Annotated in this window: 18 protein-coding genes and 1 tRNA gene; 14 read left to right on the forward strand and 5 right to left on the reverse strand. The window is 63.9% G+C overall.

The genetic code is table 11. From position 1 onward, the window contains the following. Positions 1 to 507: 507 nt before the first annotated feature. The 10 genes from aroC (at position 508) to AKI39_RS09115 (ending at position 11,351) form a co-directional block, all read left to right on the forward strand. Positions 508 to 1,566: a chorismate synthase gene (gene aroC, locus AKI39_RS09070; protein ID WP_066634630.1), complete on the forward strand. Its 1,059-nt coding sequence runs from the start codon at positions 508 to 510 to the stop codon at positions 1,564 to 1,566. Positions 1,567 to 1,608: 42 nt separating this feature from the next. Next, on the forward strand, positions 1,609 to 2,460 hold the full coding sequence (locus tag AKI39_RS09075; protein ID WP_066634632.1) for a M48 family metallopeptidase: 852 nt from the start codon (positions 1,609 to 1,611) through the stop codon (positions 2,458 to 2,460). 146 nt (positions 2,461 to 2,606) lie between these two features. Beyond that, on the forward strand, positions 2,607 to 4,010 hold the full coding sequence (gene leuC / locus AKI39_RS09080) for a 3-isopropylmalate dehydratase large subunit (protein WP_066634633.1): 1,404 nt from the start codon (positions 2,607 to 2,609) through the stop codon (positions 4,008 to 4,010). A 5-nt stretch (positions 4,011 to 4,015) separates the two neighbouring features. Continuing rightward, positions 4,016 to 4,666 carry a 3-isopropylmalate dehydratase small subunit gene (gene leuD, locus AKI39_RS09085; protein ID WP_066634634.1) on the forward strand — a complete coding sequence of 217 codons (651 nt, stop codon included), beginning with the start codon at positions 4,016 to 4,018 and terminating at the stop codon, positions 4,664 to 4,666. 105 nt (positions 4,667 to 4,771) lie between these two features. Further along, entirely contained in the window at positions 4,772 to 5,851 is a 1,080-nt protein-coding gene (gene leuB / locus AKI39_RS09090; RefSeq protein ID WP_066634636.1) for a 3-isopropylmalate dehydrogenase, read from the forward strand. Between the two features lie 169 nt (positions 5,852 to 6,020). Beyond that, positions 6,021 to 7,151 carry an aspartate-semialdehyde dehydrogenase gene (gene asd, locus AKI39_RS09095; protein ID WP_066634637.1) on the forward strand — a complete coding sequence of 377 codons (1,131 nt, stop codon included), beginning with the start codon at positions 6,021 to 6,023 and terminating at the stop codon, positions 7,149 to 7,151. A 133-nt stretch (positions 7,152 to 7,284) separates the two neighbouring features. Then, positions 7,285 to 9,390 (forward strand): FimV/HubP family polar landmark protein, encoded by a 2,106-nt coding sequence (locus tag AKI39_RS09100; protein WP_066634638.1) that lies wholly within the window; start codon positions 7,285 to 7,287, stop codon positions 9,388 to 9,390. Positions 9,391 to 9,393: 3 nt separating this feature from the next. After that, positions 9,394 to 10,188, forward strand: coding sequence for a tRNA pseudouridine(38-40) synthase TruA (truA, locus tag AKI39_RS09105; protein WP_066634640.1), 795 nt, complete (start codon positions 9,394 to 9,396; stop codon positions 10,186 to 10,188). Positions 10,189 to 10,450: 262 nt separating this feature from the next. After that, positions 10,451 to 11,107: a phosphoribosylanthranilate isomerase gene (locus AKI39_RS09110; RefSeq protein ID WP_066642558.1), complete on the forward strand. Its 657-nt coding sequence runs from the start codon at positions 10,451 to 10,453 to the stop codon at positions 11,105 to 11,107. Between the two features lie 167 nt (positions 11,108 to 11,274). After that, positions 11,275 to 11,351: transfer RNA gene (locus AKI39_RS09115), tRNA-Val, on the forward strand. A 1,030-nt stretch (positions 11,352 to 12,381) separates the two neighbouring features. On the opposite strand, the gene AKI39_RS25475 is transcribed toward AKI39_RS09115, so the two are convergent. Both AKI39_RS25475 and AKI39_RS25725 read right to left on the reverse strand, forming a co-directional pair. Beyond that, the gene (locus tag AKI39_RS25475) at positions 12,382 to 12,990 is read right to left on the reverse strand and encodes a hypothetical protein (RefSeq protein ID WP_145925232.1); all 609 of its coding nucleotides are present in this window, start codon (positions 12,988 to 12,990) and stop codon (positions 12,382 to 12,384) included. A 3-nt stretch (positions 12,991 to 12,993) separates the two neighbouring features. Then, positions 12,994 to 13,158, reverse strand: a complete 165-nt coding sequence (locus AKI39_RS25725; protein WP_158515164.1) for a hypothetical protein — start codon at positions 13,156 to 13,158, stop codon at positions 12,994 to 12,996. A gap of 393 nt (positions 13,159 to 13,551) precedes the next feature. Between AKI39_RS25725 and AKI39_RS25880 the strand changes: the two genes are divergently transcribed. Beyond that, positions 13,552 to 13,716, forward strand: a complete 165-nt coding sequence (locus tag AKI39_RS25880; RefSeq protein ID WP_201258557.1) for a hypothetical protein — start codon at positions 13,552 to 13,554, stop codon at positions 13,714 to 13,716. A gap of 165 nt (positions 13,717 to 13,881) precedes the next feature. Next, positions 13,882 to 15,453 (forward strand): EAL domain-containing protein, encoded by a 1,572-nt coding sequence (locus AKI39_RS09125; RefSeq protein WP_066634648.1) that lies wholly within the window; start codon positions 13,882 to 13,884, stop codon positions 15,451 to 15,453. Positions 15,454 to 15,468: 15 nt separating this feature from the next. Here AKI39_RS09125 and AKI39_RS09130 read toward each other — a convergent pair whose 3' ends face one another. The 3 genes from AKI39_RS09130 to AKI39_RS09140 form a co-directional block, all read right to left on the reverse strand. Next, positions 15,469 to 15,816: a hypothetical protein gene (locus AKI39_RS09130; protein WP_066634649.1), complete on the reverse strand. Its 348-nt coding sequence runs from the start codon at positions 15,814 to 15,816 to the stop codon at positions 15,469 to 15,471. A 6-nt stretch (positions 15,817 to 15,822) separates the two neighbouring features. Further along, entirely contained in the window at positions 15,823 to 17,259 is a 1,437-nt protein-coding gene (locus tag AKI39_RS09135; RefSeq protein ID WP_235610776.1) for an ATP-binding protein, read from the reverse strand. A gap of 250 nt (positions 17,260 to 17,509) precedes the next feature. Then, the gene (locus tag AKI39_RS09140) at positions 17,510 to 18,205 is read right to left on the reverse strand and encodes a response regulator transcription factor (protein WP_066642561.1); all 696 of its coding nucleotides are present in this window, start codon (positions 18,203 to 18,205) and stop codon (positions 17,510 to 17,512) included. Between the two features lie 545 nt (positions 18,206 to 18,750). Here AKI39_RS09140 and thrS point away from each other — a divergent pair. Continuing rightward, on the forward strand, positions 18,751 to 20,700 hold the full coding sequence (thrS, locus tag AKI39_RS09145) for a threonine--tRNA ligase (RefSeq protein WP_066634660.1): 1,950 nt from the start codon (positions 18,751 to 18,753) through the stop codon (positions 20,698 to 20,700). 20 nt (positions 20,701 to 20,720) lie between these two features. Beyond that, positions 20,721 to 21,269 carry a translation initiation factor IF-3 gene (gene infC / locus AKI39_RS09150; protein ID WP_076879680.1) on the forward strand — a complete coding sequence of 183 codons (549 nt, stop codon included), beginning with the start codon at positions 20,721 to 20,723 and terminating at the stop codon, positions 21,267 to 21,269. Positions 21,270 to 21,306 lie beyond the last annotated feature (37 nt).

A 21,306-nucleotide genomic window follows, 5' to 3' on the forward strand; every position in this document is an offset into this window, starting at 1 on the left:
TCGGGATGATGCGGGGCGGTCAGCCCAGCGCGGGGCGCGGGCCAACAGGGTGCACCGTCCGGCATGGGCCTGCGGTCATGGCTGCGCCGGCTACTATGTCAGGCTGCGCGGGCAAACGATCGTACATGCGGTCTCTCTCCTGCCTGGATGGTCAGCGCAGCGTAACGAAACGGCTCGACACCGGCTATGGATGACGCCGGTATGGGGGCTACGCATGCGAAAAGACATGGATGCGGGACGTTAGAGGGCGCAACGAAGGCCACCTGATACAAAAAGCATCCGGGATTTTCAGCGGGTTAACATTTTGGATCCGCCGTGCCGATGCATCAACAACGAAGAATCGCGTTGCATTGCCGAATATCCAGATTTTATTGCCGTCCGTCTCTTTGTATGCAGCGTCTATCGCTGTTTAACCGCTGGGCGGTGAAAGGCTGCGCCATGCGCCACCGGTGTCATAATCCGCTTCGGCTCCTTCGCTCCCATTCCACGCGCCCTGTGTAGAACATCATGTCCGGCAACACCTTAGGCAAGCTTTTCACTGTCACCAATTTCGGCGAGTCGCATGGCCCTGCCATCGGCTGCGTGGTCGACGGCTGCCCGCCGGGCTTGCCGCTGGCGGCGCAGGACATACAGGCCGAGCTGGACCGCCGCCGCCCCGGTACCTCGCGCCATGTTACCCAGCGCCAGGAAGCCGACCAGGTAGAGATCCTGTCCGGCGTCTTCGAAGGGGCGACCACCGGCACGCCCATCGGCCTGCTCATCCGCAACACCGATGCGCGCAGCAAGGACTACGCCAATCTGGTCGATACCTTCCGGCCGGGGCACGCGGACTATACCTACTTCCAGAAATACGGCGTGCGCGATCCCCGCGGCGGTGGGCGGTCCTCCGCCCGCCTGACGGCACCCACGGTGGCGGCCGGGGCCATCGCCAAGAAATGGTTGGCCCAGACCCACGGCGTGCGCGTACGTGGATACATGAGCCAGCTAGGACCGATCCCTATCCCCTTCGACAACTGGGACGCGGTGCCGCAGAACGCCTTTTTTGCCCCCAACGCCGGCATCGTGCCTCAGCTGGAAGCCTTCATGGACGAACTGCGCCGCGACGGCGACTCCGTCGGCGCGCGCATCGAAGTCGTGGCCGAGAACACGCCGGCGGGCTGGGGCGAACCGCTGTACGACCGTCTGGACGCCGACATTGCCCACGCGATGATGGGCCTGAACGCGGTGAAGGGCGTTTCCATAGGCGCGGGTTTCGACAGCGTGGCCCAGCGCGGGTCGGTGCACGGCGATGAAATCACGCCGGACGGATTCCTCAGCAACCATGCCGGCGGCGTGCTGGGGGGCATTTCGACGGGCCAGGACATCACCGTCTCGCTGGCGATCAAGCCGACGTCCAGCATCCGCATCGAACGCCGTTCCGTCGACCGTGCCGGCCGGCCGACCATGGTGCAGACCCTGGGCCGCCACGATCCCTGCGTCGGCATCAGGGCGACGCCCATCGCCGAGGCGCTGCTGGCGCTGGTGCTGATGGATCATGCGCTGCGCCATCGGGGGCAATGCGGTTGACCGGCGGCGGCAGCGCCGCGTTGTCATTCATGGAGACCAGACATGATTGATCACAAAAATCATGGGCGGCGCCGACGGGTTTCGCTGCTGGGCGCCGGTGTGCTGTCGCTGGCCATGCTGGCGAGCTGCGCCAACGTGCAAACCACGCAGGGTGGCACGGTAGGGGTGGACCGCGCGCAATACATGACCAGCCTGGTGTCGTCCCAAGACCTGCAACAGGAAGCCGACCAGCAATACGCCACCATCCTCGCCCAGGCCAAGGCGAAGAACCTGCTGGACGTGGATCCGCAGCAGGTCGCGCGGGTGCGCACCATTGCCCAGCGCCTGATCGCCCAGGTGGGGGTATTCCGTCCCGATGCCACGTCCTGGGCATGGGAAGTCCACGTCCTGTCCACCCAGGAAATCAATGCCTGGTGCATGCCCGGCGGCAAGATGGCCGTCTACACGGGTCTGCTGACGCAGATCAAACCCACCGACGACGAATTGGCGGCCGTCATGGGCCACGAGATTTCGCATGCGCTGCGCGAGCATGCGCGGGAACGGGTTTCCCAGCAGATGGCCACCAGCGTGGGCCTGTCGGTGCTGTCCGTCGTGACGGGCTCGCCCGCCGTGTCGGACCTGGGCGGCAAGCTTTCCGATGTCATGTTCACCTTGCCGAACAGCCGCACCCACGAGGCGGAGGCCGATCGCATGGGCGTGGAGCTCGCGGCGCGGGCCGGCTACGACCCCTCGGCCGCCATCTCGCTGTGGCGCAAGATGGCGCAGGCCTCCGAGGGCAAGGAGCAGCCGGAAATCCTGTCCACGCATCCGTCGGCCGAATCGCGCATCGCCGATTTGCAGGCCGCATCGCAGCAGGTCATGCCGCTGTACCAGAAGGCCAAGAACGCGAAATAGCGGCTCGCGGGACGCCAGCATGGTACTGCTTGTACCAGTATGTCTGGTGCCGTTGTACTAGGTTCAGCGGCGGCGCATAATTCCTGTTCCCGGTCGGATGTTCCCGCCGGCCCCTATCTTGCGGTTTCCCTGTTCGGTGAGTTTTCATGGCCCAAACCCTTTACGACAAGCTCTGGGACGCGCACGTCGTCCACCAAGAATCCGACGGCACCTGTTTGCTCTATATCGACCGGCACCTGGTCCATGAAGTCACCAGCCCGCAGGCCTTCGAAGGCCTGGCGCTCGCCGGCCGCAAGCCCTGGCGTCTGGACGCCAACCTGGCGGTCGCCGACCACAACGTGCCCACCATCAACCGCGAGCAGGGCATCAGCGATCCGGTGTCGCGCCTGCAGGTGGATACGCTGGACGACAACTGTGCCAAGTATGGGATCACCGAGTTCCGGATGAACGACCTGCGCCAGGGTATCGTTCACGTCATCGGACCGGAGCAGGGCGCGACGCTGCCCGGCATGACGGTGGTTTGCGGCGATTCGCACACCAGCACCCATGGCGCCGTCGGCACGCTGGCCTTCGGCATCGGCACGTCCGAAGTCGAACACGTGCTGGCCACGCAGACGCTGCTGATGAAGAAAAGCAAAAGCATGCTGATCAAGGTGGAAGGCGAGTTGCCGTTCGGCTGTACCGCCAAGGACCTGGTGCTGCATATCATCGGCGTCATCGGCACCGCGGGGGGCACCGGCCACGCCATCGAATTCGGTGGTTCGACGATCCGTTCGCTGTCGGTGGAAGGCCGCATGACGGTGTGCAATATGGCCATCGAAGCCGGTGCGCGGTCTGGCATGGTCGCCGTCGACGACAAGACCATCGAATACTTCCGTGGCCGTCCTTTCGCGCCGGTCGGCCCGCTGTGGGACCAGGCCGTGCAGTATTGGCGTACCTTGCATTCCGATCCGGGCGCCACGTTTGACCGCGTCGTTGAAATCGACGCGCGCCAGATCAAGCCGCAAGTCACGTGGGGCACCTCGCCCGAAATGGTGCTGTCCGTGGACAGCCGCGTGCCCGATCCCGATCGCGAAAAAGACGACGTGCGACGCAGCGGCATGGAGCGCGCGCTGGACTACATGGGCCTCAAGCCCAATACCCCCATCACGGATATCCGCGTGGACCGCGTCTTCATCGGCTCCTGCACGAATTCGCGCATCGAGGACCTGCGTGCCGCCGCCGCGGTGGCGCGCGGCAAGCGTGTCGCCTCCAACGTGAAGCAGGCCATGGTGGTGCCGGGCTCCGGCCTGGTCAAGCAGCAGGCCGAACGCGAAGGACTGGACAGGATCTTCCGCGAAGCGGGATTCGAGTGGCGCGAGCCGGGCTGTTCGATGTGCCTGGCCATGAACGCCGACCGGCTGGAGCCCGGCGAACGCTGCGCGTCCACGTCCAATCGCAATTTCGAAGGCAGGCAGGGGCAGGGTGGGCGTACCCATCTGGTCAGCCCCGCCATGGCGGCCGCCGCGGCCATCGCCGGCCATTTCGTTGACGTCAGGAATTTCCGCTAAAGATCATGCAAGCATTCACCCATCACGAGGGCCTGGTGGCCCCGCTCGACCGCGAAAACGTCGACACCGACCTGATCATTCCGAAACAGTTCCTGAAGTCCATCAAGCGTTCCGGTTTCGGTCCCAACCTCTTCGACGAGATCCGCTATCTGGATCACGGCGAACCCGGCATGGACAACAGCAAGCGGCCGCTGAATCCCGATTTCGTGCTGAACCAGCCGCGCTACCAGGGCGCCTCGATACTGCTGGGGCGCAAGAACTTCGGCTGCGGCTCCAGCCGCGAGCATGCGCCATGGGCGCTGCAGCAGTATGGTTTCCGCGCCATCATCGCGCCGTCGTACGCCGATATCTTCTTCAACAACAGCTTCAAGAACGGGCTGCTGCCTATCGTTCTGTCGGAACTCGACGTCGCGCGCCTGTTCGACGAAGTCAAGGCGTTTCCGGGCTACAAGCTGCGCATCGATCTGGAACAGCAGGTTGTCATGACGCCGGAAGGGCGGGGCATTCCCTTCGATGTCGAACCGTTCCGCAAGTACTGCCTGGTCAACGGCTTTGACGATATCGCCCTGACGCTGCGGCAGTCGGACAAGATTCGTGCGTTCGAAGCCGAGCGCCTGGCACGCCATCCGTGGCTGCAAAGCCGTCCGTTGGCATAATCCGCGGCGCTGATTTTTTGCCACAGTGCCGCCTCGAGAGAAATCACCTCGTGTGCGGCAGCAAGCCGGTTCGCCGGCGCGGCATGGTTTTTTTGGAATGCATAAATGACACACAAGATTGCGGTCCTTCCTGGCGATGGCATCGGCCCCGAGATCGTCGACCAGGCCTTGCGCGTTCTGGGCGCGCTGAAGCTGGACCTGGTTACCGAACAGGCCGCCGTCGGCGGCGCGGCGTTCGATAAATTCGAGCACCCCTTGCCGCCCGCCACGCTGCAGCTTGCGCAATCCGCGCGCGCCGTGCTGTTCGGCGCCGTCGGGGACTGGAAGTACGACAGCCTGCCGCGCGAATTCCGTCCTGAGCAGGCCATCCTCGGCCTGCGCAAGTCGCTGGCCCTGTTCGCCAACCTGCGTCCCGCCATTCTGTATCCGGAACTGGCCAACGCATCGTCGCTGAAGCCCGAAGTCGTTTCCGGCCTGGACATCCTTATCGTGCGCGAGCTGACCGGGGATATTTACTTCGGCACCCCGCGCGGCGTACGCAGCGCGCCGGACGGCAACTTTGCCGGCGAACGCGAGGGCTACGACACCATGCGCTACAGCGAACCGGAAGTCCGCCGCATCGCGCGCATCGGCTTCGAGGCCGCGCGCAAGCGCAACCGCAAGCTGTGCAGCGTGGACAAGGCCAACGTGCTGGAGACTTCCCAGTTCTGGCGCGAAATCGTCATCGAGGTGGCGCGCGAGTACCCCGATGTGGCGCTGTCCCATATGTACGTGGACAACGCCGCCATGCAGCTGGTGCGGGCGCCGCGCGAGTTCGACGTTATCGTCACGGGCAATCTGTTCGGCGACATCCTGTCCGACGAGGCCGCGATGCTCACCGGCTCGATCGGCATGCTGCCGTCGGCCTCGCTGAACGCCAGCGGCCAGGGCCTGTACGAACCCAGCCATGGTTCGGCCCCCGACATCGCCGGCAAGGGCGTGGCCAATCCCCTGGCCACCATCCTGTCCGCCGCCATGATGCTGCGTTACTCGCTGGACCTGCCGGCACAGGCCGATCGCATCGAAAGCGCCGTTCGTGCCGTGTTGGCGCAGGGCCTGCGTACCGCCGACATCCACGAACCGGGCACGACCAAGGTCGGTACGGCCGAGATGGGTGACGCGGTCCTGAAAGCGCTGGCGTCGTAAATAGCCTTCATTGTGTATCGGGGACGCCCTCTCCCCTCCGTGCAAGGAGGGGAGAGGGCGCGCTTTCTGATAAATTGTTGGTTTTGTCCAGCGAAAAAGCGTCATTCCGGACGCCTCTCGCTATTTTTCTTCTTTTCTCCGTTTATCCCTGACATCAAGAGCGTACGAAATGAGCAATGCTGTGGGCCTCGTCGGTTGGCGTGGCATGGTCGGATCGGTACTCATGCAACGCATGCGCGAAGAAAACGACTTCGCGCTGTTCGAGCCGGTCTTTTTCTCGACTAGCAACGCCGGCGCGGCGGCCCCCAAATGGGCCGAAGGCGCGGGCGCCCTGCAAGATGCCTACGATATCGACGCGCTCAAGAAACTGCCCATTATCGTGACGGCCCAAGGCGGCGACTACACCAGCGCGGTCTATCCGAAACTGCGCGGCGCGGGCTGGAAAGGCCTGTGGATCGACGCCGCCAGTACGCTGCGCATGTCCGAGGACGCCATCATCGTGTTGGATCCGGTGAACCGCCCGGTCATCGACGCGGCGCTCAAGCGCGGCGTGCGCAATTTCATCGGCGGCAATTGCACGGTCAGCTGCATGCTGATGGGGCTGGCGGGCCTGTTCAACAACGACCTGATCGAATGGATGACGTCCATGACCTACCAGGCGGCATCCGGCGGCGGCGCGCAGCACATGCGCGAACTGCTGACGCAGTTCGGCCTGTTGAATCAATCGGTCAAGTCCCAGCTGGAAGATCCGGCCTCGGCCATCCTGGATATCGATCGCGGCGTGCTGGCCAAGCAGAAGGATGCGGCCCTGCCGCGCGAGCATTTCGGCGTACCGCTGGCGGGCAGCTTGATTCCGTGGATCGACAAGGACCTGGGCAATGGCGTCTCGCGCGAGGAATGGAAGGGCGGGGCCGAAACCAACAAGATCCTGGGACGCGGCGAAGGCTTCGGCACGCCGGCCACGCCGGTGGACGGCCTGTGCGTGCGCATCGGCGCGATGCGTTGCCACAGCCAGGCCCTGACCATCAAGCTGAAGCGCGACGTGCCCCTGGACGAGATCAACGACATCATCGCCAGCGGCACGCAATGGGCCAAGGTCATCCCGAACACCAAGGAAGCCACTGTCGAGGCCCTGACGCCGGTAGCCGTTACCGGCACGCTGGACATCCCGGTGGGCCGCTTGCGCAAGCTGTCCATGGGTTCCGAGTACCTGGGCGCCTTCACCGTCGGCGATCAGTTGCTGTGGGGCGCGGCCGAACCCCTGCGCCGCATGCTGCGCATCGCGCTGGCCGAAGCTTGAATGCATGAGCCGCCGCGGGTCGGCGGCGTGCAGCCATCAAGGGCACCCGGGGTGCCCTTGTCGTTTCAGGAAACCCCGTAGGTAAGTTACACTTTTGAATGCGGCACTGCCCGCTTTTGCGGAAAACAGGCTTATGACGCTACGCTCGCTGCGCCCCACGTCCATTTCGAGCCGATACGCAACGCGCCTCGCGGTCGCGCTCACGCTTGGGTGCGCGGCCAGCGCTCCCGCGTACGCGCTTCGCCTTGCGCACAGCCGCATCGTATCGACGCCCAATGCCCCGCTTCAGGTCATCGTCGGCATCGCGGAGCTCACCCCGGACGAACAACGCACGCTGATGGCTACGCTGGCGGATCCCGCGGCCTGGCAGCAGGCGGGGGTGACGCCGCCTGTGCCGCTGTCCAGCATGACTTTGCGCCTGGAAGGCGGCGGCAACCCGACGCGCCGGAACCTGCGCATTTCCTCGACCGAAGCCGCGCAGGGGCCTGTCGTGGACCTGCTGCTGAAGCTGGGTACCAGCGAAGGGCAGCGGCAGGTGCAGGTCAGCATGACGCAGAGCAGCGGCGGTTTCCCCGGGCTGACGTCACAGGCCCAGGTGGGTAGCGGTGCCCGAACCGCGCGCGGCGCCGGCGCAGTGGCGGTGCGGCCAGGCGATACGCTTTACGGCATCGCGCAAAGCAACGCGGTGGCCGATGCGACGCTGTACCAGATGCTGGTGGCTTTGTGGCGTGCCAATCCACGCGCGTTCATCCAGAACAATATGAACCTCGTGAAGGCGGGCGTGACGCTGGTCGTGCCCGACGCCGCGACGGTGCGCGCCATCGACCCGGCCGAGGCCCGCCGCATCTTCATCCAGCAACAAGAGGCCTACGCGCGCTATCGCGCCAGCCTGGCGGGCGCGGCGGCGGCAGGCGCGGCGGCAACGGCGGGGTCTGCCACCGCGGGCCAGCTGGGTGGCGCGCCATCGACCGCGGTGCCTGAAACTCCGCCGCAGGACCGGCTGCGCCTGTCCAGTGGACAGCCGGGCGAGGGCGGCGCCGACGCCCAGGCGCAGGCCGATGCGCAGACCTCCATAGCCAAGGCAACCGAGGACGCCCAGCAGCGGGTCGACCAGCTCGAACGCAACGTCAAGGAACTGAACGACGCCCTGGCCGCGCGTGCGGCGCAGGGTAGCGGCCCCGGCGCCGGGCGGGAGGGCAGCGGTGCCGCCGCGGGTGCCGATCGCCAAGGCGGCGGATTGGCGGTGCCGGGTCTGGGCGGCGCAGACGGCGCTGCCGCGCCGGCCGCCAATGGCGGAAGCGCCGCGTCCGCGCCCCGAAGCGCGCTCGCGCAGGCAGGTCCCCCTTCGCCATCGGCCGGCGCCGCCCCGCAAGGCGCTGCGGGATCGTCATCGGCAGGTGCGGCGCAGGGTGGCGCGTCTCAGCCCGGTGTCGCCTCGCAATCGGGTATCCCGCAAGGTGGCGCGTCGCAGCCCGGTGTCGCCTCGCAGTCGGGCGCCCCGCAACCGGGCGCCGCATCTCAACCCGCTGCCGGCGCGCCGCAAGGCGCGACGCCACCGGCTGGTACGGCAGCTGGCTCTGCCGGCGACGCGGCGCTTGGCGGGTCGCAGAATGGCGGCCAGGCCGGCGCCTCGACCACCGATATGGCCAAGCCGGGCATATCCGGCGACGCATCCGCCCTGGGCGGAACATCCGGAACCAGCGGAACGCCAGGCTCGCCGGGCGCCACCACGGGCGGTGCGTCCGCCCAGGCCGGGGGCGCGGCGGGCGGTACGGGACTTTCACCGTCCGGCGCGGGAAGCGCTGCCTCGCCTTCGAACGCAGGAAGCGCCGCCTCCGCATCGGGGCCAGGAAACGCCGCATCGGCCTCGGGCCCATCGGCCAACCCGGACCAGTCCGTGGCCAAACCCGAGGGCGCTGCGGTGGTCAGCCCCGGCGCCACCGACGACACCGGCACAGGCGCCAAGACACCGGACACCTCCGGGCTGCCTTCGTGGCTATCCGACAACCTGTTGATCATCCTGACCGCCGTCCTCGCCGTCGTGGCCTTCGTCATCGCATGGTTGCTGCGCCGTGCCGCTGTGCGGCGCGACGAAGACCAGGACGATCTCGACGACGAACTCTATATGTCGGAGATCGACCAGAGCGCCATCGATCGCCGGCTTGACGGCATCAACCTGGATCTGGACGAGCCCCCCGCGGAAGCCGATCGGCCCCGTCCCGGCCCGGTGCGGACCTGAGCGATGCCGCGTGTGGCCCTCGGGCTGGCATATGAGGGGTCGGCCTGGCAGGGGTGGCAGACCCAGCCGCATCGCCAGACCGTCCAGGACACCCTGGAATCCGCCCTGCGTCAGTTCCTTGCCGCCCCCACAGCGACCCTATGCGCGGGGCGCACCGATGCGGGCGTGCATGCCGCCATGCAGGTCGTGCATCTGGACAGCGACGTCCAGCGGCGCCCCGAATCCTGGGTGCGCGGCCTGAACGCGTTATTGCCGCCCAGCATCGCCGTACGGTGGGCGCAGCCCGTTCCGGAGACTTTCCACGCCCGGTTTTCCGCCTTGTCGCGCACCTATACCTACCTGTTGTGGAACGACCGCGTCCGCCCCGCGCTCTGGGCGGGCCGCGCGGGCTGGTGCTTCCAGCCGCTGGATGTAGACGCCATGCGCACGGCCGCCGTCGCGCTGATGGGCGAGCACGATTTCAGCAGCTTCCGTTCTTCCCAATGCCAGGCGCGCCATCCTGTGCGTACGCTGCATCAGCTCGATATCGCGGCGCAGGGCCGCTTCCTGGTATTCACCTTGAGGGCGAACGCCTTCCTGCACCACATGGTGCGCAACATCATGGGCGCCCTGCTGCAAGTCGGGCAGGGCCGGCAGCCGGCTTCATGGATGCAGGATCTGCTGGCCGCGCGCGACCGTACCCAGGGCGCGCCCACCTTCATGCCGGACGGCCTGTATCTGTCTGCCCTCGAGTACGCGCCCGAATTCGGCCTGGACGACCTGGACGGGCGCAGGCATCTGCTTTCGCCCTTCGCCTGAACGCGCGCGGATCTGCGCAGAACGGGAAGGCAGGCGTGGTGCTAGATACATCGGGGAAGATGCTCGGCCAAGTTGATGCACCCGCAAGGGGATGCGCGGCGAGGGGATAGACGGCGGGCAGATGCAATGCAGGTGCATGCATGGCAAGGGCTGCACTGCAAGTAGATGCCAGGCGCCTGCCTGCGCCGCAGTGGCGCCGACGGCGGGTTACACTGGGTGCTTGTCTGTCGGCGCCCAACGGCGCGCCATTCTGATCTTCACCATGCGCACGCGCGTCAAAATCTGCGGGATGACCCGCCCTGAAGACATCGCCGCCGCCGTCGATGCGGGCGCCGATGCGGTCGGCTTGATCTTCTATCCCAAGAGCAAGCGCTATGTCTCCCTGGAACTCGCGGCACGGCTACGGCGCGACGTGCCCGCGTTCGTCGATGTGGTCGCGCTCTTCGTCAACGCCGACGACGACACGGTAAGGCAAGTGCTCGACGTCGTGGGCCCCGACCTGCTCCAGTTCCATGGCGATGAAACGCCGGATGCCTGCGAACGCCACGGCCGGCGCTATATGAAAGCCTTTCGCGTCGGTGGCCCCGGCGCCGAGACGGCAGGGCAGTTGGCGCGCACCTGCGCTGCCTATCGCGGCGCCGCGGGCTGGTTGTTCGACAGCTATTCCGCCGGTTACGGCGGCAGCGGCCTCGCCTTCGAGCATGCCTTGCTGCAGGACGTGCGCGCGGACAGCCAAGGCGCCCCGGTCATCCTCTCCGGAGGTCTCTCGCCCGACAACATCCAGGCGGCGATCACCACGCTGCGCCCCTACGCCGTGGACGTCAGCAGCGGGGTCGAGGAGTCACCCGGCATCAAGGCAGCCATGCGCATCCGCGCTTTCCTGCAAGCCGTCCGCCGCGCCGACGATGCGGCAATCTAAGGCGTTGCCCACGTCGCCAAAGCGCGAAATCAGGCATCGCCGGCACGGCCCCCAAGGGGCAGCCGGCTTACCGAAATGCGGCCACGAAGGTGCCATGCGCACGTTCAGCAAGACGGGTTGGCGATTTGACTCGGCTTATACATCTCTATATAATTTTTCTTCTTCGCAGGCGGTTAGCTCAGCTGGTTAGAGCGCTACGTTGACATCGTAGAGGTCGTTGGTTCGATTCCAATACCGCCTACCACCGAACCTGGCATGCGTGCCAGGCACCGTGCAAAAAACAAATCTGAATGAACCCGCGTAAGCAATCAGGCACGCGGGTTTTTTGTCGTCCAGCATTGGGCAATCTGCACGGTTTTCGAATCACCACGGCAACGCGCACATCGCCTCGGATCTGAACTTGAAGCCGTTGAAAGCGCTGCGAACCTTTATAGGCACGCACAGCTCCTGATGGAATACTAAGGGTAGACGCATCACGCGACGTTGGCTCGCTCGTACCTGCAAGGCGGGGAAGGCCGTCGCTATTTGCTTTACGGGTTGGATGAATGTGAGCATCCCGCAATAGCGGGCTGTCCAATACATTACCTGTGTAGAGGGTCCCCGCAAGCGGCGGCGAGTTCGCGAGCCAAGTTGCTTGGTCTTGGCTAGTGGGGGGTTGTTCTCCCGCCAACCGCCGGCCCATCTCCCTTACATGGAACCGCATCATGAGAATCCTTCGATCAACTTTGTCGCTCATCCTGCTGTCTGCCGCGGGCATGTCGCTCGCTTCTTGCGCGGATATGCCCTCCCGGCGCTACGGCCCGGATGCAGCAGAACCCACCAACCCGGCAGCGAATGACGATCGCGGTGCTTCCAAGCCGGCCCTTACCATCCAGGCCGGCGAGGGTGAGAAACTGAATCTCCCGTGGTTCGTCAGGGATGTGCGTGACTGGGTGAATGAGGGTAGCGGCCCCGCCACGGGTGATCGCCCACCGGGCGGATCATGAGTACGGTTCTTTCAACGGAACCGGCGCACGCCGGACCCGGGCAACCCGGAGGGGGCCGGGATACGGTAAGGTCTTCCGGCAGTTGCCCTATGCGAGCCGTTTCTCGTTAATCAGCGACTTCCGTGAATTGAATATAAGGAAGCTCAGTGCTTTCTTTCTGTGTCGGACCGGCGATGCAGCTTCTCAACCTGAGGTTGCTCGTCTCGCCCGTCGTAGTTCCGCTTACGCACCGCGGCGGCTGCCGCGATAACGCCGTATTCGCGGAGTCATATTCCGCGGCCACGTGCGTTACCAGCGAAGAACCGGGGTTGAAAGAAACCTTGTCGCCGTTGTCCGTGCCGAATACGCGGGTACATAGACCGCATTTGCTGCGGCACCTTCCGTTTTCAGGCAGGTGCTGCCGTCGCCGGACCATCCGTCGGGACACGTTTTTCCGCCGTAATTGTTTATCCAATATACGATGAACATCCGGGCTGAACCCGGGCCAAACAAATCCGATTGATAGCCAAACTGCTGCCAGATCTGGCAGCCTTTGCGCCCGGTGCAAAGCGGTGTCGGCGGGTCGGTGAAGTAGTTGGTGTTCAGCTGCAATGAATAACTATCCAGTCCATCGTTTTCTCCATCCGTCGATTTTGCCCATTTCACCCCTTTCACCTGCGGAAAAGAACCGATTACTCTCTTGAGGCGAACGCCATCCGGGGCTTTCAATATATAGTCGGCAACAGTGCTCGCGCGTTTTGATCTGCTTTCCTTGAGTTTTGATGGTGGCGGGCTTCCAAGGGCGTGGCAGGGCTCGCTTTGCCATGTCGTGCTGGGATATTTCATGTGAAAGCACCCCTTCAGGGAAGGCGCGCTGTTGATGATTTGCTGGGCCCATGTATGCTGCGCTGCTTCCATGGATCAAGCGCTTGCTTTTGCCGTCCTCGCGGCAGGTTCGGCGCCGGCAAACGCCGCGGAATGGATCGCAAGCGCGAGCGGCCCGGCAAGAAACGCGTATTTCCAGTTTTTGTTGGTGCCCATATTGGTGGGCTTGGTCAACGTTGTCCTGCGTTTCAGGCTCATCATGGTTTGTCTCCTCGAAGCGGCGATGACATTCCCCGTTTGTTGCAGGGGTCAGGCTTGCCCGCATGCGCGGCGAGATATGCCGCGGCCCTATCGGCGGGTAGCAGGGTCCGCATCGGGTATGGGGCCGTGGGGGGCCTTTCGTCGGCAGGATGCGCCCAGGCCATAAAACGCACTTTTATTTTGGTGGCGAACGCTTTTGCATTCGTGGTCGACAGGCAGCGGCGTGGTGCTGGGCGATACGCGAGACGAGCCAAAAGGAAATGCCGCGCGCATTGCGGCTCCATGGGGAGCGGCAAGCGAAAAACCACGCATTCCACCGTTACGAACGCATACAACTGGCGCCCGCCCCGGCCCCTAAACTCTGCGTCCTCATCAACCCTTGGGCTGACCCATATGAAGCTTCTGCTCGGTTTGCTGTTCGTTGCTACCTTCGCCACCATGTTGAGCGCTTGCGCCGTCTATACGCCCAGCGGGGCGGTGGTGGTCGATCCTCATGGCGGCGGTGGCGGCGGCGGCGGGTTCTGCCCTCCGGGACAAGCCAAAAAGGGAAATTGCTAAGCCCACGCCTCTCACTACGACACGGTGAATAGGTCCGCTTTTTAGTTCGCTACCCTGCGGCACGCGCGGCGGCCTATTCAGAATCCCAAGTCTACGTCCCGCGATCGGCCGTTCCGTCGGCCGATATCGCGGGCGTTTCACTGTCCCGAAGTGAGAGGCTTATCCGTGCATCGTTCGGCGCAGCGCGCGCGCTTTACCCTGTGGCACATGGTGTACCTGCTCCTGGCTGTCGCGCTGCCGTTTCTGCTGGCAATACCGGTGATCCATCACCAGGCCGAACGTCGCGCGCAGGACCAGTTGCGCATCGTCGAAAACCTGGTCATTTCCCAGTCGGAAAACATCGTCGCGCATGCCATCCAGGTCGCCTCCGAGATCGATCCCCTGGCCGGCAAGCCGTGCAAGACCATCGCGGATGTCCTGCGCGAAGCCGGTTCCTTGCGTCCATACTTCCGCACGCTGGCCGTCATCGATCGCAATACGCTTTACTGTTCGTCTGTCAGCGGCGCGCTGGACCGCCCGTTGGCGCAGGTCGTGCCCGGCATGATCAAGCTACCGCCTGGCGTGACACTGTATGTCGTGCCCGGAACGCCGCTGGTCCCGAACAGGGCCGCCTTGTTTGTCTTTCTCGGCATCGACGATGGGCGCGGCGTACTTGCCAGCGTGGATGGCCAATACCTGCATGACCTGATCGCGGCCGTGGACCAAGAAGGGCATTACTCCGTCCAGTTGCGCATCGGTACCGGGTACGCGCTGAATGCCGCCGGAATACACGACTGGATTGCCGCGCCGGCCAGAAACGACGGTGGCCTTACCGACGAGGGCGTTACCGTCACCAGACGGTCCGCGCTGTATCCCATCGAGGTCAGCGCGACGCTCAGTCAAGCGCGGCTGGTCGCGTATCACCATGCCCTGTGGCTGCAATACATTCCCTTCCTGGCGATAGCATCCGCGTTGCTGGCGTACCTGGCGCATCGCCTGAACACTCGCCGGATCGCCATGGCCACCGAAATCCGCCGCGGCATGCGCCGTAGGGAGTTCTGTGTGCTGTACCAACCCATCGTGGACCTGTCCACGGGGGCCTGCGTGGGCGCCGAGGCCTTGCTGCGGTGGCGCCATCCGATCTACGGGACCGTGCCGCCTGAATTGTTCTATCCCCTGGTGGGCGAAAGCGCGCTGGCCATGCGCCTGACGCGGCACCTGCTGTGCCTGATACAGCGCGATCTGGGCGCGGCATCCTTGCCGGAAGGCTTTCACTTGAACATCAACCTCAACGCCGAACATCTGTGCCGGCGGGAACTCGTGGGCGACGTCGAGCGTTTTCTGCATGGGTTCAAGGCGGCCAATCCGCGACTGATATTCGAGTTGACGGAACGTAAAGGCTTCCCGGACACCGCGGCCGTATTGAGCAATATGCGCGCCTTGCGCGCCATCGGCGTCGCCTTCGCCATCGACGATTTCGGCACGGGCCATAGTTCCCTGGCCTGTCTTGAGAAAATCACCGTGGATTATCTGAAGATCGCGAAAGGCTTTGTGTCGGTCATCGATACGGACGCCGTCAACGCGCCCGTGCTGGAACTGATCATTTCCCTGGGCGGACGGTTGGGGGTGGCCTTGATCGGGGAAGGGATCGAAACCGAAACCCAGGCTGCCTATCTGCGCGCGAAGGGCGTCAACCTGGCGCAGGGCGGGCTTTTTTCTCCGCCGGTCCCGGCGATTTCCCTGCTGGCAGGGTTGTAGCGCAGGCCGGGGTGCCTAATCCGCCTGGATCTCCTGTTCAATCGCGGATTCCAGCGCCATGAGGTGGCTCAGGGCGGTGGCCAGTGTGTCCTGCGCCACCGTAGCCAGGCCTTTCCTGGCCGCCTGTTCCAGAGGCACCAGTATGGCGGCACATTGTTCAGGGTCGCCCGTGAGGAACGCCGCCGAACCCTGAAGGCGATGGGCGAGTTCGCCAGCCTCTGCATAAGCGTGGCGCTCAAGCGTATCCCGCAAGGCCTGGCGGTCTTCCCGCATGATTTCCAGCGCGCGCTGAAGGAATTGGCGGCGTCCTTCGCGCCCGGGATACAGCTCGGTCAGCGTGGAAAGGTCAAGCAGCATGGGCATGTGCGTTTATTCGTCCGGGGGTGGGGGAGCGGCCGAGGGCAGATAGCCCGTGCGCCGCAAGGCTTCCTGCAGCTTGGCGCGCGTCGTCGGCTTGGGCACGTAATCGTCCATGCCCGCGGCCAGACAGGCGCGGGCATCCGACTGGGTGGCGTTGGCGCTGAAGCCGATCAGGGTCGTGCGAGGCCAGCCATGGATCATCTCGTGGGTGCGGATACGCCTGGCCAGTTCGTACCCATCCAGTTTCGGCATGTGGCAGTCCACCAGCATGGCGCGCGGCCGCCTGGCAAGCCATGCCGTCAGGCCGGCTTCGCCGTCATCCGCGGAATGGGCGCTGATTCCCAGCAATGCGAGTTGCCTCAGCGTGATGTCGCGGTTGATTTCGTTGTCTTCCACCAGCAGGACGTCCGCCGCGGTGTCCGCCGGGGTGATGTCATCGCCAGGCGGGCGGTACGGTGCCCGTTGCACGGAGGTCAGCGGGGCCACGCCGGAATCCGTGGTGACATCCGCGGGACGATCCAGGCTGCGTTCGGGTGGCCCGATATCGCGGATGGGCCTCCACAGCGTTTCCAGCGTGCGCAGGAACGGATACACCGAATGCATGGGACCGCAACGCGTGGTGGCTGTCGCTACCCAGAAGCCGTCGCCGCCGTCGGTCAGGATACGTATATCGGCGGGCGCGTCGGGCGGCAACACGTGTAGGCGGGACTTGCTACACCACGCGCGCAGCATGGGAAGCATCTCGGGATTCGACACATGTATGGTGGCGGTGCGTCCGGGGTAGCAGGGCCAGGTGAAGGCATGGGGTTGCCAATGCGCGGGTATGCGCACGCAGGCGGACGTGCCCACGCCGCGCTGGCTGCGTATCGTGATGAGGCCACCCATGCGTTCCACCAGGTGCTTGACGATGGACAGGCCCAGTCCCGTGCCGCCATGGCGCCGCGTGGTGGACGTGTCTTCCTGGTGAAACGGCGCGAATAGGCGCTGTTGGTACTCCTCCGACATACCGGCGCCCGTATCGCAGACGGATATCTCCAGTTCGTCGCCGTGGCGCGCAAGCCGCCGCCGCGCCGACAGCGTGACGACCCCGCGGTCCGTGAATGCGATGGCGTTGCTGAGAAGGTTGGCGACGACCTGGCTTATCCGGATCTCGTCACCCACCAGCCGCCTATCGAAGTGCGGCATGATGGCCACGGTCAGCGTCAGCCCTTTGCGGCGAGCCAGGGGCAGGTACAGCTCGGCCATGTTCTCCATGGCGCGGTAGAAGTCGTAGGGGGCGTTGCACAGTGGCAAGGCCCCCGATTCGATCTTGGCGTAGTCCAGGATATCGTTGATGACGCGAAGCAGCAGGCGCGCCGACTGCATGGCGGTGCCCAGGTAACGCTGCTGCTCCGCGCTGAGGTCCGTATCCTGCAAGATATCCAGTACACCGATGACGCCGTTCATCGGTGTCCGGATTTCATGGCTGACCGTGGCAAGAAAGGCCGATTTGGCGGAATCCGCCGCTTCGGCCCTTTCCCTCGCTAGTATGGCTTCCGCGCGGGCTTTTTCAGCGGTGTGCCGCACGATACGCATGCGCCGCTGAGTCCACAACAAAATGCCTATGGCAAAAATCGTCAGAAGGACGCCAAGCACAGCCAGGAGTATCGGGATGCTTCTATCCGGTATCACTGGCGGAAATCCATCATGGAAGAACTCAGTCGCCTATCGACTGTTCGAACTTTTCTTTCAGGTAGAGCGCCAGCGCGAGGTCGTCAGCCAGCTCCAGCTTTTTCATCGCCCGGCGCTTGTGGGTGCTGATGGTTTTCTTGCTGCGCAGCAGCTTGGCCGCGATCTGCGTTACCGACAGCCCCAGCGCGATATTGCGCAGGATTTCCAGTTCGGCGTTGGTGAGCCGTTCCTCCGGCCGTTTGGGACGGCAATCGCGCACGTGGCCCTCGCTACAAGAGTAGAAGGCGCGGGGCGTATTGACCGCCAATCGGATCATGTCCGCCAGGAAGGGAAGACGTTCTCCCTTGGGCACGTAGCCGTTGGCGCCGGCCTTGAACGCCGCGTATTCGGTATCCATGATCTTGCCCGCGGAAAACGTGATGATGATGAGTTCCGGGTGCAGGCGCCGTATGCGCTTGATGAAATGGATGCCTTCCCACGGCTGGCGCGGCAGGTAGAAATCCACGATCACGACGTCGCACGGAACTTTCTTCAGGCTTTCGAGGAACCGTACGGCCGAGGTTTCGGTATGGACGACTTCGAAATCCGCTTGGTGCTGCAGAAACGAGGCCATGCCGAGCGCGATGACGGGGTGGTCGTCCAGCACCGATACGCGGATGCGGTGACGGGGGCGCGAGGTAAGCAGATAGCGCCGTACGGAGGGTTCACCGGAGATCAGCATCTGCGAGGCGCCGGGGGGCGGGGAGGGAAGGCTGGGAGCGAGCGGCATGCATTTCCTTGCTTGCAGGGCGCGCGCCGGCCGCAGGCGCGGCGCGGCGGCTTGCCAGTGGATAAAAGCGGGACACTGGCGGCGGGTCGTTACGCAGTTTATGGAGGGCATTCCCATATCAGCCATTCCTTGGACGAAAATAAGACCGGCCTGAGGAGTGCGGATACAGTCGCTTTCATGGCCGGGATAGGTGCGGTGTCCGTAACCCGTTCGGCCGTTTTGCTCCCGAAGGGTGATACAATCAGAAAATTCCAATTCGTTTATCCTCCCGAGTACCACTGGATAACCCCCGCTGGATAACACCCGCCTGGATAACCCATGCACGCGCAATACCCTGTTCCGGCAGCACGAACGCCGACGCGAACCGCGACCTGGAGTCATCGCCCGTTACCGCGTTGAACGCCGTTTCGTGTTTCGCCCGTCGATCGGGATCGCAGCACCAAGCAAAAACACCAAACGCGGCCGAAAGCCGCGTTTTTATTTTCAGGAAGACTCAGATGGTACAAATCACCTTGCCCGATGGCTCCCGACGCGAATTCCCGGGCCCTGTCACGGTGGCGGAAGTTGCCCAGTCGATCGGGGCGGGGCTGGCGCGCGCCGCGCTGGGCGGGAAGGTGACGGTGGACGGCGAACCCGCCCGCTTGGTGGACACGAGTTTCCGCATTGAACGCGATGCGCGGCTGGGCATCGTCACGGCCAAGGATGCCGAAGGCCTGGACCTGATCCGGCACTCCACGGCGCATTTGCTCGCCTATGCCGTGAAAAGCCTGTTTCCAGACGCCCAGGTCACCATCGGTCCGGTCATCGACAACGGCTTTTATTACGACTTCTCGTACAAGCGTCCCTTCACGCCGGAGGACCTCCAAGCCATAGAAAAGAAAATGGCGGAGCTGGCCAAGAAGGACGAACCGGTCACGCGCGAAGAATGGAAGCGGGATGATGCCGTTGCGTTCTTCAATGGCATCGGGGAAAAGTACAAGGCCGAAATCATCGCTTCCATCCCGTCCAACGAGACACTCAGCCTGTATCGGGAAGGCGATTTCATCGACCTGTGCCGGGGCCCGCACGTGCCGTCCACCGGCAAGCTGAAGGTCTTCAAGCTGATGAAGGTGGCGGGTGCTTATTGGCGCGGCGACAGCAAGAATGAGATGCTGCAGCGCATCTACGGCACGGCGTGGGCCACGAAGGAAGAGCAGGACGCCTATCTCCATATGCTGGAGGAAGCGGAAAAGCGCGATCACCGCAAGCTGGGCCGGGAACTGGACTTGTTCCACTTCCAGGACGAGGCGCCGGGGCTGATCTTCTGGCATCCCAAGGGCTGGCAGCTGTGGCAGCAGGTAGAGCAGTACATGCGCGCCGTCTATCGGGACAACGGCTACCACGAAGTCAAGGCGCCTCAGATCCTGGACCTGTCGCTATGGAAGAAAACGGGGCACTGGGACAACTACCGCGAGAACATGTTCACGACGGAGTCCGAAAACCGCGTCTATGGCCTGAAGCCCATGAACTGCCCCGGCCACGTGCAGATCTTCAACGCGGGATTGCATTCCTATCGCGATTTGCCCTTGCGCTATGGCGAGTTCGGGCAGTGCCACCGCAATGAGCCCTCGGGTTCCCTGCACGGGATGATGCGGGTGCGCGGCTTTACCCAGGACGACGGCCATATTTTCTGCACGGAAGACCAGATGCAGGATGAATGCGCGGCGTTCACGGCCTTGTTGCAGAAGGTCTACCGCGATTTCGGATTCGAGCACGTGCTCTACAAGGTCGCCACCCGTCCCGAGAAGCGCATCGGCGACGATGCGACCTGGGACGCGGCGGAACAGGCCCTGATGGACAGCCTGAAACGTACCGGTTGCGAATTCGAGATTTCCCCCGGCGAGGGCGCGTTCTATGGCCCCAAAATCGAGTACACGCTGAAGGACGCCATCGGTCGCCATTGGCAGTGCGGCACCCTGCAGGTGGACTTCTCGATGCCGGTGCGCCTGGGTGCGGAATACGTGGACGCCGACGACCAGCGCCGCCCGCCCGTCATGCTGCACCGGGCAATACTCGGTTCGCTGGAGCGTTTCATCGGCATGCTGATCGAAAACCACGCCGGCGCGATGCCTGTCTGGCTCTCGCCCGTGCAGGCCGTTGTCTGCTGTATTTCGGAGCCATCCGCCGACTATGCGGCGCAAATCACGCAAACCCTGAAAAAACAAGGCTTTAGGGTTGCATCGGATTTGCGCGGGGAAAAAATCACTTATAAAATTAGAGAGCACAGCCTGCAAAAGGTCCCGTACATCCTTGTCGTGGGTGACAAAGAACGGGAAGCCGGGTCGGTTGCCGTCCGCGCGCGCGGGGGGCTGGACCTGGGAACACTCGGATTGGACGACTTTGTCGCCCGTCTGACGGACGAAGTCACGCAACGCCGCGATATCGGACGCCCCGAGCAGGTTTCGTAAACGTTTTAGGAGTCGTCAACATCGCCACTGAAAAAGCCAACCGCATCAACGGTGAAATTCGTGTTCCCGAGGTGCGTCTGATAGGTCTGGACGGAGAACAGCTCGGTATCGTCAAAACCCCCGATGCGCTTCGTCTGTCCGAACAAGCCGACGTCGATCTGGTGGAAATCGCGCCCAATGCCGAACCCCCGGTCTGCCGCCTGATGGATTACGGCAAGTTCAAGTACCAGGAACAGAAGCGCCAGTCGGAGGCGCGTGCCAAGCAGAAGGTCATCCAGGTCAAGGAAGTCAAATTCCGGCCAGCGACCGATGAAGGCGATTACCAGGTCAAGCTGCGCAATCTGCGGCGCTTCCTCGAAGAGGGTGACAAGGCCAAAGTGACGCTGCGTTTCCGTGGACGCGAAATGGCGCACCAGGAACTGGGTATGCGGGTGCTTGAACGGGTACGCGACGACCTGACGGAACTGGCCATGGTGGAATCCATGCCCAAACTGGAAGGTCGCCAGATGATCATGGTGTTGGCGCCGCGCAAGAAAGCGACGCAGGGTAAGGAAGCGGCGGGCGCCTGAAGGCCGGCCAGTCCGTCGTCAAACTCGCCGCCCTCCT

It is taken from the genome of Bordetella sp. H567, from assembly GCF_001704295.1.
Classification (GTDB): domain Bacteria; phylum Pseudomonadota; class Gammaproteobacteria; order Burkholderiales; family Burkholderiaceae_B; genus Bordetella_C.

Bases quoted from the DNA above. Each gene is read 5' to 3' on its own strand.
- aroC (WP_066634630.1), top strand. From the start codon at position 508: ATGTCCGGCAACACCTTAGGCAAGCTTTTCACTGTCACCAATTTCGGC.
- AKI39_RS09075 (WP_066634632.1), top strand. From the start codon at position 1,609: ATGATTGATCACAAAAATCATGGGCGGCGCCGACGGGTTTCGCTGCTG.
- leuC (WP_066634633.1), top strand. From the start codon at position 2,607: ATGGCCCAAACCCTTTACGACAAGCTCTGGGACGCGCACGTCGTCCAC.
- leuD (WP_066634634.1), top strand. From the start codon at position 4,016: ATGCAAGCATTCACCCATCACGAGGGCCTGGTGGCCCCGCTCGACCGC.
- leuB (WP_066634636.1), top strand. From the start codon at position 4,772: ATGACACACAAGATTGCGGTCCTTCCTGGCGATGGCATCGGCCCCGAG.
- asd (WP_066634637.1), top strand. From the start codon at position 6,021: ATGAGCAATGCTGTGGGCCTCGTCGGTTGGCGTGGCATGGTCGGATCG.
- AKI39_RS09100 (WP_066634638.1), top strand. From the start codon at position 7,285: ATGACGCTACGCTCGCTGCGCCCCACGTCCATTTCGAGCCGATACGCA.
- truA (WP_066634640.1), top strand. From the start codon at position 9,394: ATGCCGCGTGTGGCCCTCGGGCTGGCATATGAGGGGTCGGCCTGGCAG.
- AKI39_RS09110 (WP_066642558.1), top strand. From the start codon at position 10,451: ATGCGCACGCGCGTCAAAATCTGCGGGATGACCCGCCCTGAAGACATC.
- AKI39_RS25475 (WP_145925232.1), bottom strand. From the start codon at position 12,990: ATGGAAGCAGCGCAGCATACATGGGCCCAGCAAATCATCAACAGCGCG.
- AKI39_RS25725 (WP_158515164.1), bottom strand. From the start codon at position 13,158: ATGATGAGCCTGAAACGCAGGACAACGTTGACCAAGCCCACCAATATG.
- AKI39_RS25880 (WP_201258557.1), top strand. From the start codon at position 13,552: ATGAAGCTTCTGCTCGGTTTGCTGTTCGTTGCTACCTTCGCCACCATG.
- AKI39_RS09130 (WP_066634649.1), bottom strand. From the start codon at position 15,816: ATGCCCATGCTGCTTGACCTTTCCACGCTGACCGAGCTGTATCCCGGG.
- AKI39_RS09135 (WP_235610776.1), bottom strand. From the start codon at position 17,259: ATGAACGGCGTCATCGGTGTACTGGATATCTTGCAGGATACGGACCTC.
- AKI39_RS09140 (WP_066642561.1), bottom strand. From the start codon at position 18,205: ATGCTGATCTCCGGTGAACCCTCCGTACGGCGCTATCTGCTTACCTCG.
- thrS (WP_066634660.1), top strand. From the start codon at position 18,751: ATGGTACAAATCACCTTGCCCGATGGCTCCCGACGCGAATTCCCGGGC.